Below are 18,127 nucleotides of genomic sequence, written 5' to 3' on the forward strand. Positions count from 1 at the left end.
AAGAATTAGAATACTATGGATAAAAAAATTGAAAATAAAAAAAGAATAAAGCCAAAATATTATGGCTACTTTTTTATTGCTTTATTATTACTTTTTTTAATATACCAAATATTTTTCACTTCTTCGATTCCCACTTTTAGAACCGAGATAGATAAACTTTCTATTGCTGAAGTTACCCAAAGTAAATTTGATGATTACATCACGATTAATGGTAATGTAGCCCCGATTTCTACAATTTATATGGATGCTTATGAAGGTGGGCGAGTTAAAGAAAAGCTCATTGAAGAAGGGACTATGGTAAAGAAAGGAGACATTATCTTGAAACTTGAAAACGTGAATTTGTACGAACAAATAATGGTCAGTGAAAGTAATTTGGCTTTAAAGCAGAATGATCTTCGATCTACCAAACTTGCTTTCGATTCACGTCAGGTTGAAGGTCGTCGTTCTTTAGCGACGGCCAGTACAGATCTACAGCGGCTAAAGCGAAATTTTGAACAAAATCAAGCTTTGTTCGATGAAGAGTTGATTTCAAGAGAAGAGTACCAGTTGTCTTACGAAAACTATCAGCTATCTAAAAAAATGTTCGATATCGTTAAAGAACAGACTGAAAGTGATAATGAATTACGCAGGACATCCCTAAAAGGTCTTGATGCCGATTTGGCTCGAATGCAGAAAACCTTAGGCATGGTCTATCAACGTTTGGATCATTTAAATGTGCGTGCACCCGCAGACGGGCAGTTAGGTTTTTTAGATGCTGAAATAGGACAAAATATTACGCAAGGTCAGCGAATAGGGCAGATTAATGTTTTGACAGATTATAAGATAGAAGCTGATATTGACGAACATTATATTGATCGTATTAAGAGAGACTTGAAGGCAGTTTTAGTGAGAAATAATACCGAATATACATTGCGATTGAGAAAAGTATATCCTGAAGTTAGAAATGGTAGATTTAAAATAGATTTGGTTTTTGTGGATAAAAAGCCTGAAACTATAAGAACAGGGCAAAGCTATAATATCAAATTGCAGTTAGGTGAATCTTCAGATGCACTTCTTATACCAAAGGGAAGTTTCTTTCAAAGTACAGGAGGACAATGGATTTTTGTAATTGGTGCAGACGGTAAAGAAGCATTAAAAAGACCAATACGCATAGGAAAACAGAACTCAAGATATTACGAAGTATTAGAAGGTCTGGATGAGGGTGAAAAAGTTATTACTAGTAATTATGACAGTTTCGGTGATGCCGAACGTGTGATAATGGAGTAAAAACGATAATTATTATCAACATCTGTATAGCATAAACAGTATAAAAAGAAGTTGTTTATTGACTACTTAATAATTAAAATCACTTAACTTTGAGCTGTTGTTATACAAATTTAGAAGGACGTATAATTAATAAATTAAAAATTAAAATGACACAAATTGGAAATGTACCAGAGATTAATTCTGTGAAAGAGCATTTATCGAAATTACAGGAAATAGGACTTATTGAAGCATGGGAGTTACCCTATGAGAATATTTTAACTAGGTTAACTGCGGCAATATTCTTTTTAACTCCTACTGAAGATGAAAATCTTAATCTGATATGGGATGAATTGTCTGTTCATAAAATGTTAAAATATAGAGAAAACGAAGAGCGTAAAATGTCAGATCTAAAATGGCGCGTTGAGTTTAACGATGGTTTTGAAATTTAATCGTCAAAAATTATAATGGACATGAAAGCAATTACAAGTAAGCATTTTATTGCTGCGCTATCTCTATTTTTATGTTTGGTATCTTGCCAAAAGGACAAAAACATTAATAAGGTGAACGATTTTTATGATGCCTTAAATAATGGGGATTACACTAGTATCGAGACTCTAATTTCTGATGATCTGAGAAATTATGCAACACATGATTTTTTAATCTCAGATACTAAAGAAAAATACAAAGAAATTTTTCAATGGGATTCGGTGTTTTCTCCCGAATATAAGGTTCTTAAAACAGAAGTAAAATCAGATACAGTTTATGTAAAAACGGAAAAATATTGTAAACGTATTGCAGTATTATACAAAAAACCCTTAATAACGAAACAAGGCTTTGTTTTTAAGGATAATCTAATTCATGAAATATTCGAAGTAGAAGATACTATTACGGATTTTGTTTTTTGGAATGAGAATAAAAGTATGTTAATTGAATTTGTTAAGACAAATTATCCTGAGCTTTCAGATTTTGAGAAGTTTCAAAATAAGGCCTATGGTGAGCGCTATTTAAAAGTTATTGATTTATATAAAAAAGATAAATAAATATTTATAATGTCTAAATTAAAGCTATTTTGTTTTCCATTTGCAGGTGGTTCTGCTTCATACTTCTCCTCTTGGCAGAAATTATTTGATGATTCAATAGAGGTTCATTCAATAGAGCTTAAGGGAAGAGGAAGACGAGTAAATGAAACACATTATACTGATTTTGATGATCTCGTAGAAGATGTCTTTGAACGAATTAGACTGAAAATAGGGGCTTCCGATTATGCGCTTTTTGGACACAGTATGGGTGCCCTTATTTCTTTTAGACTGTATCATAAAATTGTAGAAAATGAGCTTCCTTTACCTAATCATTTATTTTTATCTGGTAAGGCCGCTCCACAAATATTTAGAGAGGATGTTAAGATTTATCATAAACTCGACGATGAAACATTCAAGAAAGAAATTATTGAGTTAGGAGGGACATCTAAAGTTCTTTTTGAAAACAAAGATCTTCACAATTTATTTCTTCCTATTTTAAAGAACGATTTTCGCATTTGCGAGGAGAATTTATTTGATGCCTCGGCTAAGCCAATAGATAAAGATATAACCATATTTGTAGGAAGAGAAGATGATATTTTATCAGAACAAGTAATTGGTTGGGAAGAACAGACTTTGAGAAGGTGTAATATTCATGTCTTTAATGGAGGGCATTTTTTTATAAATAATAATTTAGATCAAATAACTCAAATTATAAAGCAATCGCTTCAATCGAAAACTTGACAAACGCTGTGTGTTAAAAAAGCCAATTAGGAGTAATTAAAATGTTCTTCATGGATAGTTGCAACTACGGTTTACTTTCCACTGTTTTTCGAAATTTTTATCTTATTAATGGTTTATATTTATTATTCTTATATAAGCGAGGTATTGCACAGTAAATTACTCGAAAAGTATTTAAATAAATTCTCTCCTGTCTATCAAAATAAAGTACTACGTTTTCTTAGATGGGAAGATGCTCAATTGTCATTATTAGGAAGAATACTACTCATTCAAGGTATGAATGATATAGGTAAAAAATTCAATGATTATCAATTGCATTATACGAAATATCATAAACCTTTTTTTATAGAGTCTGATTTGAAATTCAATATTTCTCATTCAGGAAATATGGCTGTTTGCGCTATATCAGATGAATTTGAGATAGGTATTGATGTTGAATTGATGAATGAAATAGTAGTCAAAAGTTTTAAAACACATATGACATCTTATGAATGGAAAAAAATTAATGATGAAGAAGACGAAATTTGTGCCTTTTATAAATATTGGACCAATAAAGAGGCTGTTGTTAAAGCATATGGTAAAGGATTGTCACTGCCTCTAAAAAGTTTTGAAATAATAAATGGTAAAGTATCCATCAAAAATTCTTCATTTTTAGTCGAAGAAATTGTTTTACATAAAGACTATAAATGTAGTTTAGCGTTAATGAGTAACAAATATCAGGATATTAATAAACTAAATTTTGACAAAAATAAGTTACATATAAAGCAGATGTTTTTTAAACCTTGAAAGGCTAAAATTCTAGTTAACATGTCGGATTAAGCAATCCAAATTGTTCTATATTTTTTGTAATTTGGTTAGATATTTTATCTTTACGCTCTACTAGAAAAAAGTCGTAACAAATTAATAATCAAATTGTTGCGACTTTTTCGTTTTTTTAAATTCCCGACTTATTCCCGATTTTATTCTTTGTTAAGTCTCTAAAGAAATTTTTGTTACAAGAATTAGCAAGTAATAAATATATTTGTAAATCCAGCATTAGGCTGTTTTTCCATAAAGAATAATATCAGATATAATATACCTTAACTTATCCTTTAAATCAAACTCAATTTCGAGTTCCTCTGCCTTGTTGCACATTTCCAACAGCTTTTTGAAACTATCAATCTCATTATTAATTTTTCTTTTAAAGATATCGGACAGCTTTTGAATTTGTTTAAATGAACTTCTAGGGCTTTCTATCTTTGAAAGTATTTTCAATCTTAATTCATCTGGAGTTTTGAGACCTTTAATATCGTTAAGGTCATTTATAAACTCATCACTAGTATGTAAAACATCATCCATTTCATTAAAGGCTTTAAAAACCTTTTCTGGACTTGTGGTGTGAGATATTATTAGCTTACTCTTATCGATTCTTGTTGTTTTTGGGTATAAATAAATACCATCACTTAAAGTCATATTTACATTAATAACATTAGAAAAGTTTAAAGAACCTTGCCCTAAATCATTTGTAGAGACCTTAATAGCTGTCGATACCCTTCCAAATGAACCTGCATCTTTTGAGTGTTTTTCAGCAACAATCATGTCAAGTTTAGATTCATTTAATGAACAATCTTTTATTTTGTAGTTAATACCCTTATTCTCTTTCATGGATTTATGAAAGATTAGCATTGAAACCACAAAAGTAAAATCCACTCCATATTCATTGTACATTTCAGAAGTAATACCTCTTAAAAATATATCCCCATTATATTTAACTAGTCTATAACTTTTGTGCTTATTAAATTCTTTTTGAGTTTTAGCTAACTCTTTAAAGTAGTTGATATTATGATTTACCAAAGAAGATAAAACGGGCTTTTGCTTTTTTAATAAACTATTAGCGAATTTAGCCATATCGTACTCATCAAAAAATGTGTTTTTTGAATTATAAATAGCTGTTGATTTAAGATGGTTTTTAACTTCGTCAACTTCTACATATTCGTCAAACTCAAAGCATACAGACTTTTCAGATTTGTCATCTTTTAAAATTTCTTCTTCAAACACATTTACGTCTTTGGTTTGTGCAATAATATTAAATCTATTATAGTTATTATTGATATTAATAATTCTTTGAAATACCGTATCAATGTTATCGATATTTATAAACTCATTTTTTGTGTTTTCGATATCGAAACTATTATAAATTTGCTCCTTGTAAGGATGGTTTTCAACTAACTCACAAAGAGTTTCAATTTTTAATTTTCCAGAACTGTTATTCTGGCTTAATTCTAATTTTTTCTGGATAAATTTATTTTTTTCCATTATATTCTTTTTATGCTATTAAACAATATTTTAAAAAGAAGGGGAGTTAACCCCTTCTATAAACTGGGGTAAAGGTGCTACATAGGCAATATTTTTTCTCTTCACACAGTAAGCAGTGAAGCTTTGCTTTAGGATAGAAAGGGTACTATTTTTTACCTTTGCTATCACTTCTATTACTTCTAACATGAGGCTTAACTTTAATAGTTTTTCCACCTACTTTTTTTGTATAACCTGGAATCCTATTAAACTTTCTACCTTCAGAGTCTTGTGCCATTTTTATGACTTTTTAATTAGACATATCCCTTTAACTTCTCGACAAAAAGGGGTTGACGATAAATACACCAAACTACCTTGATGTTTTTAGTAATGAGACTATGCTAGTTACAACGATTATAGTAGCTATGCCTATTGTGACAGTCCTTGCTGTCTTTCCTTTGGCTTTAAAGCAAATATCTTTGTAACATAAGCTAGCATTATTCTCACTTAATGAAATGTTTGTCATCATGTGAATTTTAGATAAAACAATATGCCTCTCACTTCTCGACCGAAAGGTTTAGACGAATACTGTTAAAGCTGTATTAAGCTTATGGAAGTGTTGATTTCATTGTTAGACACATTTTGTTGTGCCTTTATAGCATAAAAGAAGAGTATTGTTTTACACAAGAAATCTTGTAGGGAAGTATTAAAAATCTTATCTTTGTGGTCTCAAACAAAAAGAGAAGATTAATCTTCCTTATAAAAAGTCTAGGAGTACAGACTCTTGGGCTTTTCTTTTATATAGATGGTTTTTACACTTCTATTCTATTTAACATTCTTTCTACATAATCAATTTTTTCATCACTTTTATTTAAAAACTTTAATGCCTCACAAGGCTTATATACCGTTATGCCCATTTTGTCGCAAACCTCTTTTGTTATATCGCTTTGAGTCACCAGAGGAAGTCGTTTCAGCTTTGCGTAATAAAGACTTGCAGCTTCGGGAGGGCAAACAGAATATAAATCTATTAAATTGTTAAAACCTAAATCAGTTGTAAATAATTCAATTTTTTCATCTTTTTCAAGTATGTGTATTATTTGTTTTTCTTGTGGTGTTAGGTAAAAATCACCCAAAAACAAATCGGAAATCTGAAACTCTTTCTCTTTTAATAGGTCAAGAGGTCTCAAATACTTGATAATATCTATGTCATTTAAAACTAACAATTTATATAAACTCTTTATTTAGGTAATCATTTTTTAATGTGCTAATAGGTATTCTGGTTAGCTCACTGGCTTTAGCTTCTGTAATCTTTTTTTCCCTTAAAGCTCTAGCCAATAAATAATCAAATCTACTTACTGATTCTGTGCCGTAATACGTATTATCTTTGTTTTTCCACGAATAGTATAACTCTTTCCATTCGTGATATTTTTCCCAGCTTATAAAATTTACACTAACCATACGAACCAAAATAGCTCTGATTGATATGCCAAATTTTTCTTTAATTCTTTTTAATTCTTCTAAGGAAATACTGCTACTTGAAACTAAATATTGTTTTAGTGTTTCTTGGGGAAGTAGCATCGCTCCTGCAAATTGGTCACAGTACCTTTCTAACTCTGTTTTGCTAATGTTAGGGTCAAATTTTAATAAAAGATGGCTCAATTCGTGTAAAACTGTAAATCGTCTTCTGGGAATATCTTTATTTCTAGTGTTAACGACTATTACGGGAGTATTTTTCATCCAACATGAAAATCCAACAAAGTCTTCATCTTTATCCACTTCAAAAATCTTAAAGCCCAAATCCTCTAAAAAGCCAATTAAATCGTAAATAGGGTTGTTTCCAAACTTCCATTTTTTTCTTAATTTAATTGCCAGTGACTCTATGTCATTGCTGCTTTTTATAACCTCATCATCTTTAACAGGGTTTTTAAAATTTACTTTTTCTCCAAGAATATTCTCCAATGTTTCATAAGCTGAATACTCTATATATAAGTCTTCAATAACAGTTTTCTTTAAACTTTCAGGGTCAACAATATTATGTTTTTCACGAAATTCAATGTTTTGGAATGTATAATCCCTTGCGCTAAAATTTGTTGAGGATAAAATTTCTGAAATTGAAGAATTAAGCGCAGACGCTAGTTTAACTAATTGAAATGAATTAGGCTCTCTCTTGTTTTCTTCGAACTTTTGAATATAAGATTTAGAAAAACTAGTCAATATAGCCAAATCATCTTGTGTAAGATTTTTAGCTATTCTGAGCTTTCTTATTTTATCACCAATATTCATTTTGAATGTTTTTTACAAAGATATATAAAACACACAAATTAACCAAATATATAAAATAATATTTAATTTTGTGTGTATTTTGACTTAATGTATAACTTGATTTATAGAGATTCTATTTGTATGTGGCTAGTTTGTATTTTATGATTGCCGAGCCATCTAGAGCATTAACTATTTCGGAGAAATAATCTAGTTTATCACATATCTCACTAATAGACATTCTGTGTTCTTCATTGAGTTTAAAATCTCCTTTATAATACTTTAGAAACTTTTCATCTATTATTCCGTTCCTATGGGTGTATAAATGTCTTATTTGTAGCAATAATTCAATTTCCTCAATTTTCGTGTCATCAAATACATTTAAACTACTAATTTGTTTATTATCCTTTACAAACCCTTTTACACTTCCTTTTTGAAGTTTTGCTATCTTTTGAACAGCCCAATATTTAACAAACTCTTGAAGGTCTGAACAATTTAAAACTTCTTCAACAGTAACTGTTTGTTTAGATTTTAGCGTAATCGGGTCTGCTAAGAAAATCTCGTATAATAAGTCTGATAAATATGTTTCAAAATTATCAGCAAATGAAGAATATAAAATACGAGATAAAATTTCACCTTCTTGATTTGTTGTTGGTTCGTCAGGAGTCTCAGGGTATAGAATACCTTGTAAATCATCCATCACTTTCAAAATACTCTGGTAATGCTCAATAAGTTTTATCTTAGAATTAGTAGCATTAATTTTATAACCATCCAGTTGTTTGCTAATGGTTTTTATCCGTTCAAAGCCATTATCCTTAAAGTCCAGTTGCTGTGGATTTGTTAGAACAGAAGAATCCCCAATACGCTTATAAATCTTTCCTTCTAATTTAATTACAGAATCTGATTTTTCAATTCCAATAACATAGAGACTTCTGTCATTATAATTAACATATTGATACTCCACTTTTGGACTAGGAGAAAGTAAATCTAAAGCTTTATGAGTTATACTGTTTGCGTGAAAATCTTGACTTAAACCATTTAATCCTAAGCTATCAGAAACACCAAGAATAATGTAGCCTCCTTCAGCATTGGCAAAAGAACTTATTAACATTGCGATATTTTTTGCAGGTGGTAAGACTGCTTTATATTCAACCTTATTGTTTTCAGGAGTTCTGTTATCAAGAATTTCTTTTATGTCATTTTCAATATTCATTTTTAAACTGGGATTTTGTTGATTCCTGTATTTTTTAAGATTCTGCCTAGTGTTATTCTTTTAGGCGTATCAATTCCATTATCCACCCATAATTCGGCATTTTCATAATCGAGAATATCTTTTTCAGAGCCGTAGTATACAATGATGAAGTTATTATCAGAAGGACGAGTTACAATAAATATTTCTTGTCCATTCTTCTTTATTCCACCGATTGAAGTCTTTGAAATATCAGTATCTATTTCATTACAATCATATTCATCCAACGTCTCCAAATGCCCAATGATTCTTTGCTTTGCTCTTAAAATTAATTTTTCGGCATATAAAAAAGCATTTACATTGCTGCTGGATTCATGGAACATACTAGAAAGGTCTTTATCCTTTAACGCCTCTTCTAAGTCTTCTAATGATGTTATCCCTAATCCTGCCAAATCCTCTTGGGTCAGTTCTGATTTTTGAATAAAAACCCCATTTTTAGATGCTTCAATAATATCTCTCAATTCGGATATATCTTTTAAATCATATTCTGTAAGTAAGGATTTTAATTGTTCAGAACTTTCTATATTATCCAACAAATGCGGATTATCATCAATGACTTTTGCTACTTTGGATAAGTCTGTATCACTTTTCATTATACGATAGAGGCTTTCCTTATCAAGAATTGTATTCATAAACAACTCGGCTTTTTTTCGGTATAACTCAGAAAATAAATGTTTAATTTCATCAGGGTTATTGCTCTCAAACCATTCTGAAAGAAGAATAATTGCTTTATTATAATCTTCACCCTTTTGTGATGGATTATTAACTTTTAGCGTAATCTGACTAGCAATATCTTTCTTTTCTTTAGTATAGTAACTTCCATGTGCTATATTTTTATTTATTAAAATATCATTCCAGTCATCGCCCAACAGTCTCAAGATTTCAATTAACTCTTCATCCTTAATTTTGTCTATGAATAATTCAGAAGTTGTTTTAAACTCTCCGTTCCGACTTGGAGTTATAGCGTATTTATCAAAAAGGAGTTTGTTCGATTCTTCTAAAAACAGAAATTCTCGAACTTCATTTAACCATTCAAAAGTCTTTTCTTCATCTTCTTCAAATGATTTCTTTAATTCTTCAATTTTCTCCTTTGTTGCTAAATCCTTTGCCAGTTCTTCATAACTTAAACTTTCCCACCCATTCCATGACTTATCACTCCAGCCAATAAGATGTTTCTCTTTAGGCACACACTCTGGAAACAAATCATAATTATATTTCCATAGTTTTCTTTTTACATCTTTGGAATACTCCTTCAAAGGAAACCAAATATCTTTTATTGCTTTTTTATTGCCACTCTCTAATTCTACAATACTTAAATCCATCAAAAACTCTCTCATAGGAGTTTGTATTTCTTTCTGAAACCATTCCTTGTTAAGATATTCCACATTTGGGATTTTAGTTTCTATCACATTGTAAAATTGGGAATAGTTACTCTCTGATAATTTCTCCATTAAATCCTTATAAAGTTGGTAGGCTTTAAGCAATAAACTTTGATTTTCAGCAACCTCATCATCATTTTCTTTTTTGAGCCAAATACCATTTCTCTCAGTTAAGGGGTTAAAATCAAAGCTATTAACAACCATAGGAAAATTAAAATTTTCAGTTCCGATTAGAGGGAAATCACAAAAGAGTTTCGGTAGAGTTTCAACATTTGTAAAGGAATAAATGTCTTCTTCTTTTTCTACTTGACAAGCAATTGATGTTCTCTCTCCTGAATATTCTAAAATATAAATTGTAGATTCTTTTCCGTCTTCTATTCGAGTAATGGGCGTAATAAAATCATCAATTTTTGATGTGCTATTTTGAAAAATGACATCTGTTATTTCTCGATTATCAATAATCTTTACACTCTCGATTTTGGGAATGAATGCTAATACATAAGGTAATAATTTAACAAACTCATTTATCCCAATTTGTGCAATTTGCTTTTGTTCTTCACTCTTTAGTGGGTAAACAAAAGACGTATTAAAATCATTTTTGTTGTGCAGACTAAAGTCTTCTATCTCTGTTGCGGACTCCTGAAATCCATTCCAAGCCATTTCAATTTTTGGAGAAAGGTCTTTTATTTTTTCTCCCTCCCTATCTAAGGTAAATTGGAAATTATAAAACTGACCACTCTCTGCTTCTAGAACCCCTTTAATTTGAACTGTACGAGATAGTAAATGAGTGGTCAAGAATCCTGTGCCAAATCGACCTGTTTTCCTAGTTTGTTCCCCCTCCTCAGCTTCTTTTGATGATATTTGGTTTATCAGTCCTCGAATATCATGTTCTGTGAAATGAATACCATTGTGTTTAAATTCTACTTGGTCTTCATCCAATATTATTTGCACAGATATTTTGTGGGTTTCATCATCTGCGGTGCTATCTTTAGCATTCTGTAATAATTCCCATGCCCATCTACCTTGATTGTATTCTACGGTTTTATCTAAATCATGTAATCGTTTTATAATTTTGTCTGCTATGGAACGATTTCCGTCTTCTTTTCTGCCCTCTTCTAGTGATAGTATCATTTGTTATTTTCCTTTTTGTGACTCAAAAACATAGTCTTCTTCTTTGTAAGCTCTAGCGTTTACTTTTTTTAATTCTTCATGTTTTTCTTTTACTGTTTTTGAATCTATTAAAATATTTGGATTGAGGTTGTGTATCATTCTATAATCAGTAAAAAACTTGTTTCCTTTTTCCCATTCAGGGGCATAAACAATATAGTTGTAAAACAGCATAGCTTGTTCGTAATTTGAAAGTTGGGCTCTTAATATTCTTAGGTATTTTCGCTTTTCCTGATATGATATAAATTTTTCATCTTGAAGAGCTATAAATTTTACAGTATGAAATAAATGTCTATAATAATGACCTAAACTATTTTCGTAACCTTTTAATAAGGGATATTTGGATATTACAGATGTTGAGTAAAACACATCCATACTTTCACTAGAATTAGATATATAATTACTGCCAGATAAAAACTTTGTTTTGTGTTCTTTTATTAGCACTTCCAATTCATCATATTCAATTTGATGTAACGCACCATTAAAGAAAGACCTATAAGCCAAAGAGAATCTTTCATTTTCTTTTAACTCTTCATTTTCCTCTAAAAAATTATAAGTAATTTCAAGTTCATTAGAGAAATACAAAAATACGTCCCTACCTTTTATAGTTTTGGAAACTTTAGATAACTCAACCACAGGAGAACGACTACTTAAAAGGTCATTGTTTCTGGTTGGGGCATTTTTTATTTCAGTTTCACTAAACTCAAAAACCTCAACCTCAATTTCATTTACATTCTCTTTGTGCAACCTCAGCATTTCATAAAATTGAGACTCGAATTGAGATAGTTTATTTTGGTCTTTTTGGGCATCTAACTCTTTTTTGAAGTTGGAAATCTGAATTTGGTTTGCTCTTAATTGCATATAGAAAGCTAGTCCAGTAACTATAACTCCTGCTAGTGCAATGAAAGGATTCATAATTCCTCCAATGGTGTCTCCAATAACCCCCGTGTCATTTCCAAATGCAACTTTTCCAGAAGGCTGCGTAAATATAACAGGAGCAATAAAAGAGAAAATAATTAATAAAAAAGCAAAGACAATAAGAGCAATAACCCCTTTACTCCATAGTTTTTTGCTTTCTTTATTTTCGTTTTCCATAATTAAAGAGTTGTGATTTGTTAATTTGTGTCTAATTTAACTATTTATAATAGAGAAAAGTAGAATAAGCCTCTTTGAATTTTCTAAAGGAAAATGTAACTGTTTTTTTTCAAAATTGGGCTGCGGAAAATTGAGGTCGTTTTTGGTACTGCTTAAAAATGTAAGTTTTTCGGCAGCATTTTTTCTTTAAAGTAACTTTTACCTAAACTTTCATACAAATTTGATAGATTTGTTTTTAGAAAATAAACCCTTAAAGGGTTATACATATTAGTACTAAAATAGTCTTGAAAGTAGAAATCGGCAAAATTTCATTAACAGAGCAAGACGGTTTAAGCAGTACGCCAATAAGGCGTGCCTGTTCCGTTGTTCTGTTTGGCTTTGCCGAGCCACTACTTTCAATGTGATATGGGTACGCTCTTTTTTTTGCCCATATCTAAAGACTGTTAAGGAAAGCCGTAAGGTTTTCAATAAGTACAGAAGAGTTTTGTAACAGATAATAGTTTTAGATATGGAAAAAGGTAAATGGTATAACAATAAGGCACTCCTAATAATACTCCTCTTTATATTTCCTCCAGTAGGTATTTATGGAATCTTTCAGAGAGATTCTAAACTTTGGAAAAAGCTTGTTTACTTATTTTGCGCCTTATTCATGTCCCTAATTCTTTTTGGGATAGTCATCGCTATTTTGTTTCCAGTAAACTACTATGAGGAAGGAAACTCTCTTTTAAATAGGGGAGAATACAAAGAGGCAATAAATAGATTTGAAAGAGTAGGCAAGGATAACAAGCAGTATAAAGATGCTTTAAAAGGAATACAAACAGCAGAACAGAAAATTGATAGTATCAAAACAGCAATAATTGAAAAAGAAGAAAAGGAGCAGCAACAAAAGAAAGCAAGATTAGACAAATTGAGAGCTGTAAAAACTAATTGGGCGGATAGTATTGTAAAAGATTGGAAAGGGTCTTTCATTAAATCATGGGGAGCATCTGCTAATTCTGATACTATTTACTTTCAATTGACCAAAAACGCCTCTAAAGGCAATTGGAGAGCCTCTACGGATTTATTACAGTCCAATTATCAAAAGAGTTTAGATACTCTCTTAAATAGTGCTTTAGAAACTTCTCCAGAAATACCTCAAATCATTTTTATCCCCGATTCCCTGCAGCATTCTATAAACTTAAAAGAAGCCCAAAGAGAAAAGGATATACTAAAACAATTTTCTGTTTGGGATGGCAGCCATACAAAACTGAAAAGGTATGTGAAGAACAACATGAACGACCCCAAAAGTTTTGAGCATGTAGAATCAACCTATGCGGATAAAGGAAGTTTTATTTATGTGTTTATGAAATTTAGGGGAACAAATGCTTTTGGTGCCAAAGTGCTAAATGAAGTTAGGGCAAAAGTTGATTTACAAGGAAATATACTATCAGTTGAACAATTATAATAATTCAAATAAACCATGAAACATTTTATTTACACATTAATCATTTTAACCGTTTTTTTATTCATTTCTTGCAGTAGTGATGATTCCAATGACCAACCTCCAGTAAACAATGACGAGTATATTACTTGGAGCAGTTTAGGAGGGGATTACCATACGGCTCAATTTTGGAGAGGTATCGACAATGATAGTTTTGAAGTTACTGGAGAAGAACTCCCTTACTTTAACCTTCATTTTTTGACAAACACAATTGAGCAAGGAGATGTTGTTACAATTAATACAGAAACAGAAGAGGGCTATTTGGGTTATTACTTGGGTAATGATGAGGATTTAAGGTTTAAGTCCATTACTGTTGAATTTGTTGAGGTAACAGAAGCTTATATCTATGGAGAGTTTCAGGGAAGTAACGCAGAGGTTGTAAACACGGAAGTAGTTCCCAACACCTCAACACCTTCAGAAGCTGTGATTACAAACGGTAGGTTTAGGATTAACCTCTAAATATTACTTTTTAAAAAGCTAAAAAAAATCATCGTCAGGTGTAGTTTTTACCTAGTTGGACTTACAAGAGTGTGCCTTTCTTTATGTTTTGGGTATAAACTGTCATACCCTTAAAAGCAGAAAAACCTTTGTTTATAAGGGTTTTCTTTATATTTTAACTTTATCGGTTTTTTATAAATTTTTGCATCTTCAAAAAAACCGTTTTTTCAAAACTATCCCACCCTTATTGAAGTTAGAGTGTTGGTATTCAGTAATTTGAATCAAAAAGTGGTTAAAAAGAGAAAATTTCAAAAAATGGAGTTTTTTTACAATTTTGAGGTCAAAATTTACAATTTTGGTATAAAAATTTACATGAAATATCACTTTTTCTACAATTTGAAAAAACATCGTCAGGAGTAGTTCTTGTCTAGTTACACTTAAAATAATAGATTGTATTTTAATGGTGGGGGTCTTTTTATGTTGTTAAATATAAAAGCCTCTGTATGTATGGAGTTATAGGATTTCCATTTACAAAGGCTTTTATTGCTGTTTTAATGCTATTATCTAAAGTTAATATTCTGTTTCTTCATGTCTTGAATAACATCTTCTATATTATCAATAGGTAATAGTTTTAAAAACTGTCTTAACTCCCCAATCTTTTTTTCTTGGGGAACGTGTGGAAAATAGAACTTCATCTTTTTATAGTGTTCCTGTAAACCCTCAAAGATTAATTCCCTGCTCTTTGTTGCTACCTCATCATTTCCAGTAGTGAGTATCTTACTGAAATGTTTTAGGTGCATCATTCTTTCGTCATAATGCTGTGTGTTCATCAATTTGTCTAACCTCTTTAGGTCATCCTTTAGTACCTCGTACAATACTTCTTTAGCATTACTGTTTAGTCGATTCTTACTTCCAGCATTTCTGCCAGAATTTTTCATGCCCAAATTGCTTTGGTTCTTGTTTGCTGAATTTGAAATTGAATCATTCATAATTTAATAAAAATAGTGGAAACATAATTTTTGCACACATGTAAACTACTTACAATATTTTCGCTGTGCGATAATAAAGTGTAATATTCTTTAATATTATTTAATACTAGATTTAATACTATGGTCAAAATTTAAACTAATATTATCAATCTTCTAATTGAAATAGAATACTTCTAATTGGAATGAGTGAACTTTGAATTTAATGCAAAAATCTTCTAATTATCTGAATCCTTTTCTAAGTTGCTTTTGTCTTTTTTCTTTACGTATAACTTCTCTTGTTTTTTCAAAGAGTCCACTCCCAAATGGTTCATAAATTGGGTCATCGTTTATATTTGCCCTACTTAATATTTGTTCATCTAAACCTTCAAAGCAATCATATTCAACTTCTTCAACAATTCTCCAATTAGAATCGATAATGTTTAGTTCTTGAAATTTTTTTAATGCGCTTTGAACAGTGCTTTTATTTGTAAGAGTTAATCTTGAAATATTTGAAACTTTTTTAGCTCTATATTTTGTTAATTGAGTAGTAAAAAGAAAAGTCAATATTAAGAATTGTTCCAATGTTAAATAACCAAATTTTGAATTTATTTTGTCTCTAACATAAAAGTCAATGATTACAAAGCTGCCTCTTTTGTCTTTGTTGTTAAATTCTTCAACAGCCTTATTGTCTGAAATTTTAAACCCTAAATCAGTTTTTTCTATTATTCCTAGTTTTAACATTGTTTTTATATGATACGAAATTGTAGCTTCGCTCACTCCAATCCATTCAGATACTCTTTTTTGATTTGCCTCATAATTATAAGTATCGTAATACGATAATCTTCTTATAATATCATAAATACAATATTTTGTTAAACAGAAATGGGAGTGTTCACTAATAAATTGTTTTCTCAACTCTCTAAAAACAAAAATTTGTCTTCTTGTCCTTTTAGGTCTAAATTTGCTCATAATAAAATGTTTTTAGGCACTTCTTTTTCCAATTTAAGCTAGAAGTGCCTTTTAGTTAATAAAATTTGCTATTGATTTTCTGTGAAGTCTATAATGTCAGATAGGTGGTATCTTACCCTAGTGCCTATTCTTATTGGTACTAAGGTTTCTTTTTTCTCCCACTCATATAAAGTTACGAGTGAAACTTTTAAATACTGACTGACTTCTTTACGAGAAAGTAGCTTAGAATTATTGTCTTCTAAAGGGATAGTTTTTTTGTACTCCGACTGGTCTGCTTCTTCTAAACATTCCCTTATAATCTGTTTTAAATGAAGGGTAAACTTATCAAGCTTAATCCCTTCGAGATATAAGGAACTCATTTAAAAATGTATAATAATTTAAGCAAAGTTAACGTAAATTAATTCGTATAAACAAGTATTTTTCTTTGCTGAATTATTACATTTCACTCAAATTTAATGCTAAAGGGTAAATTTTTCAAGGGTTTTTGAAATATTGACACATTAAAAAAAAATGAAAAAAATTAATTTGACACCTTTAGTTGAGGTTTAGAATTAGATAATTCATTTTCATTTTCCCAATATTCAGCCAACCTGTTTACATATTCTGTGTCTGAAATGCGAATGTACTTGTGGAACTGCTTGACGCTTTTGTGCGAAGTTACTTTCATAATGGTTCTATCATCTATCTTGCCGTAAAGGTTAGTTGCAAACGACCTTCTGCAAATATGACTGCTTACCAATTTATATTTTGGATAATAACCTTTTTCTTTTCTGTTGGTTTCTGGGTTTCTTTTATTTCCTAATATCTTTTGAGTAAATCCAGCTTCTAAACAAATTTCTTTTATGTAGTCATTAAACTTCTGTTCGGAAATTATTTTTGGCAGTTTGCTGTTTCTCTTTTTAAGGATTTCCTTTACTTGTGGGTGTAATGGGATTTTTACAGTTGCGCCAGTTTTTTCAGTAGCTGAAATAACTACTACATTGTTAGAAAATAAAAATTGATTTATACGTTTTAGGTCGCTAATTCTTAAACCAGTTCGGAGACCAATTATAAACAAGTCTCTAGTATTATCTAACCTTTCATTGTCCGAAAAGTCTAAATTAAAAATAGTTGTTATTTCACTTTCATTTAAGTAAGTTTCTATTGTTTCGTCTCTTCTGAAGGTAAATTTATTACTTTCGATTTCAATACTATAATCATAGCCTTTTTCTTTTGCGCCTTTTACAAAGGCTTTTAGTTGACTTATGATTTTTTCAATCATTGTGTTGGAGTATTTCAATTCTAGTTTTAGATAGGCTGTGAAAGTTTTGTGAAATGAAAGGTTAACATCTGTTATTTTAAATTTTGCCTTTTGATGGTTCTCAAAATCTTGTATCTGTTTAAGTGTGGTTTTGTATTTCTGAATAGTTCTAAACGAAATCTTTTTCCCAGTTTTAGGGTTGATTCTATGTTCAGTTTCTTTTATGTATTCTTCAATAAAAGGGATAAGGAAAATTCTGTAATCATCTTCTCCAGTAGGTCTATTGTAAAAATCATTGATAACACTTTTTAACCACTTTGAATTAATTATCTTGCCATTGGCATAATCTTCATTAAAGCTTCTTACAATATTGTTTTTAAGGGTATTTATTTTGGTCTGATAGTCGTCTTTAGTCTCTTTGTCAACTAAAGGCTTTAAGTTTTGCATTTTATTGCTCCAAAGTTTTGGGTCAATTAGGATGTTGGAAGGAGCGTTGCAGTCAATATTTCTACCATGATAAAAACGTATGTTGAGGTTGGAGGGGTTGTTTTTTGAAATAATATTGAATTTTATACTTGCCATAGCCTTATTTATTCTATTGCTAATATAC

18 protein-coding genes are annotated in these 18,127 nt (G+C 30.4%); 7 read left to right on the plus strand and 11 right to left on the minus strand.

Annotated elements, in window-relative coordinates; translation table 11 throughout:
* The first annotated feature begins 15 nt into the window (after window positions 1–15).
* The 5 genes from ABD011_RS05270 to ABD011_RS05290 all read left to right on the plus strand — a co-directional run bounded on the left by ABD011_RS05270 (window position 16) and on the right by ABD011_RS05290 (window position 3,788).
* Window positions 16–1,266, plus strand: coding sequence for an efflux RND transporter periplasmic adaptor subunit (locus tag ABD011_RS05270; RefSeq protein ID WP_343796367.1), 1,251 nt, complete (start codon window positions 16–18; stop codon window positions 1,264–1,266).
* 146 nt (window positions 1,267–1,412) lie between these two features.
* Complete coding sequence (locus ABD011_RS05275; protein WP_343796369.1) at window positions 1,413–1,694, plus strand: hypothetical protein; 282 nt, start codon at window positions 1,413–1,415, stop codon at window positions 1,692–1,694.
* Between the two features lie 21 nt (window positions 1,695–1,715).
* Window positions 1,716–2,285: a hypothetical protein gene (locus ABD011_RS05280; RefSeq protein WP_343796371.1), complete on the plus strand. Its 570-nt coding sequence runs from the start codon at window positions 1,716–1,718 to the stop codon at window positions 2,283–2,285.
* Window positions 2,286–2,294: 9 nt separating this feature from the next.
* Window positions 2,295–3,005 carry a thioesterase II family protein gene (locus tag ABD011_RS05285; RefSeq protein WP_343796373.1) on the plus strand — a complete coding sequence of 237 codons (711 nt, stop codon included), beginning with the start codon at window positions 2,295–2,297 and terminating at the stop codon, window positions 3,003–3,005.
* A 144-nt stretch (window positions 3,006–3,149) separates the two neighbouring features.
* On the plus strand, window positions 3,150–3,788 hold the full coding sequence (locus ABD011_RS05290) for a 4'-phosphopantetheinyl transferase family protein (protein ID WP_343796375.1): 639 nt from the start codon (window positions 3,150–3,152) through the stop codon (window positions 3,786–3,788).
* Between the two features lie 249 nt (window positions 3,789–4,037).
* Here the strand turns inward: ABD011_RS05290 and ABD011_RS05295 are convergent, their stop codons facing one another.
* From ABD011_RS05295 to ABD011_RS05325, 7 genes are all read right to left on the minus strand, one after another.
* Complete coding sequence (locus ABD011_RS05295) at window positions 4,038–5,297, minus strand: hypothetical protein (protein WP_343796378.1); 1,260 nt, start codon at window positions 5,295–5,297, stop codon at window positions 4,038–4,040.
* A 145-nt stretch (window positions 5,298–5,442) separates the two neighbouring features.
* Window positions 5,443–5,571, minus strand: a complete 129-nt coding sequence (locus ABD011_RS05300; RefSeq protein ID WP_343796380.1) for a hypothetical protein — start codon at window positions 5,569–5,571, stop codon at window positions 5,443–5,445.
* A gap of 514 nt (window positions 5,572–6,085) precedes the next feature.
* On the minus strand, window positions 6,086–6,460 hold the full coding sequence (locus tag ABD011_RS05305; RefSeq protein ID WP_343796382.1) for a hypothetical protein: 375 nt from the start codon (window positions 6,458–6,460) through the stop codon (window positions 6,086–6,088).
* A 37-nt stretch (window positions 6,461–6,497) separates the two neighbouring features.
* Window positions 6,498–7,556 carry a helix-turn-helix domain-containing protein gene (locus tag ABD011_RS05310; protein WP_343796384.1) on the minus strand — a complete coding sequence of 353 codons (1,059 nt, stop codon included), beginning with the start codon at window positions 7,554–7,556 and terminating at the stop codon, window positions 6,498–6,500.
* 112 nt (window positions 7,557–7,668) lie between these two features.
* Window positions 7,669–8,745, minus strand: a complete 1,077-nt coding sequence (locus ABD011_RS05315) for an AlbA family DNA-binding domain-containing protein (protein ID WP_343796386.1) — start codon at window positions 8,743–8,745, stop codon at window positions 7,669–7,671.
* 2 nt (window positions 8,746–8,747) lie between these two features.
* On the minus strand, window positions 8,748–11,291 hold the full coding sequence (locus tag ABD011_RS05320) for a sacsin N-terminal ATP-binding-like domain-containing protein (protein WP_343796389.1): 2,544 nt from the start codon (window positions 11,289–11,291) through the stop codon (window positions 8,748–8,750).
* A gap of 3 nt (window positions 11,292–11,294) precedes the next feature.
* Window positions 11,295–12,422 (minus strand): putative phage abortive infection protein, encoded by a 1,128-nt coding sequence (locus tag ABD011_RS05325; protein ID WP_343796391.1) that lies wholly within the window; start codon window positions 12,420–12,422, stop codon window positions 11,295–11,297.
* A gap of 508 nt (window positions 12,423–12,930) precedes the next feature.
* On the opposite strand from ABD011_RS05325, the gene ABD011_RS05330 reads away from it, so the two are divergent.
* Together ABD011_RS05330 and ABD011_RS05335 are read left to right on the plus strand one after the other, a co-directional pair.
* Complete coding sequence (locus ABD011_RS05330; RefSeq protein ID WP_343796393.1) at window positions 12,931–13,866, plus strand: hypothetical protein; 936 nt, start codon at window positions 12,931–12,933, stop codon at window positions 13,864–13,866.
* 15 nt (window positions 13,867–13,881) lie between these two features.
* Window positions 13,882–14,361: a hypothetical protein gene (locus ABD011_RS05335; protein WP_343796395.1), complete on the plus strand. Its 480-nt coding sequence runs from the start codon at window positions 13,882–13,884 to the stop codon at window positions 14,359–14,361.
* Between the two features lie 539 nt (window positions 14,362–14,900).
* Here the strand turns inward: ABD011_RS05335 and ABD011_RS05340 are convergent.
* The 4 genes from ABD011_RS05340 to ABD011_RS05355 form a co-directional block, all read right to left on the minus strand.
* The gene (locus ABD011_RS05340) at window positions 14,901–15,329 is read right to left on the minus strand and encodes a hypothetical protein (protein ID WP_343796397.1); all 429 of its coding nucleotides are present in this window, start codon (window positions 15,327–15,329) and stop codon (window positions 14,901–14,903) included.
* Window positions 15,330–15,548: 219 nt separating this feature from the next.
* Window positions 15,549–16,049 carry a hypothetical protein gene (locus tag ABD011_RS05345; RefSeq protein ID WP_343796399.1) on the minus strand — a complete coding sequence of 167 codons (501 nt, stop codon included), beginning with the start codon at window positions 16,047–16,049 and terminating at the stop codon, window positions 15,549–15,551.
* Between the two features lie 296 nt (window positions 16,050–16,345).
* Window positions 16,346–16,636 (minus strand): helix-turn-helix transcriptional regulator, encoded by a 291-nt coding sequence (locus tag ABD011_RS05350; RefSeq protein WP_343796401.1) that lies wholly within the window; start codon window positions 16,634–16,636, stop codon window positions 16,346–16,348.
* Window positions 16,637–16,797: 161 nt separating this feature from the next.
* Window positions 16,798–18,099, minus strand: coding sequence for a tyrosine-type recombinase/integrase (locus tag ABD011_RS05355; protein ID WP_343796403.1), 1,302 nt, complete (start codon window positions 18,097–18,099; stop codon window positions 16,798–16,800).
* Window positions 18,100–18,127: the final 28 nt, after the last annotated feature.

Source organism: Gaetbulibacter jejuensis (genome assembly GCF_039524015.1).
Lineage (GTDB): Bacteria > Bacteroidota > Bacteroidia > Flavobacteriales > Flavobacteriaceae > Gaetbulibacter_B > Gaetbulibacter_B jejuensis.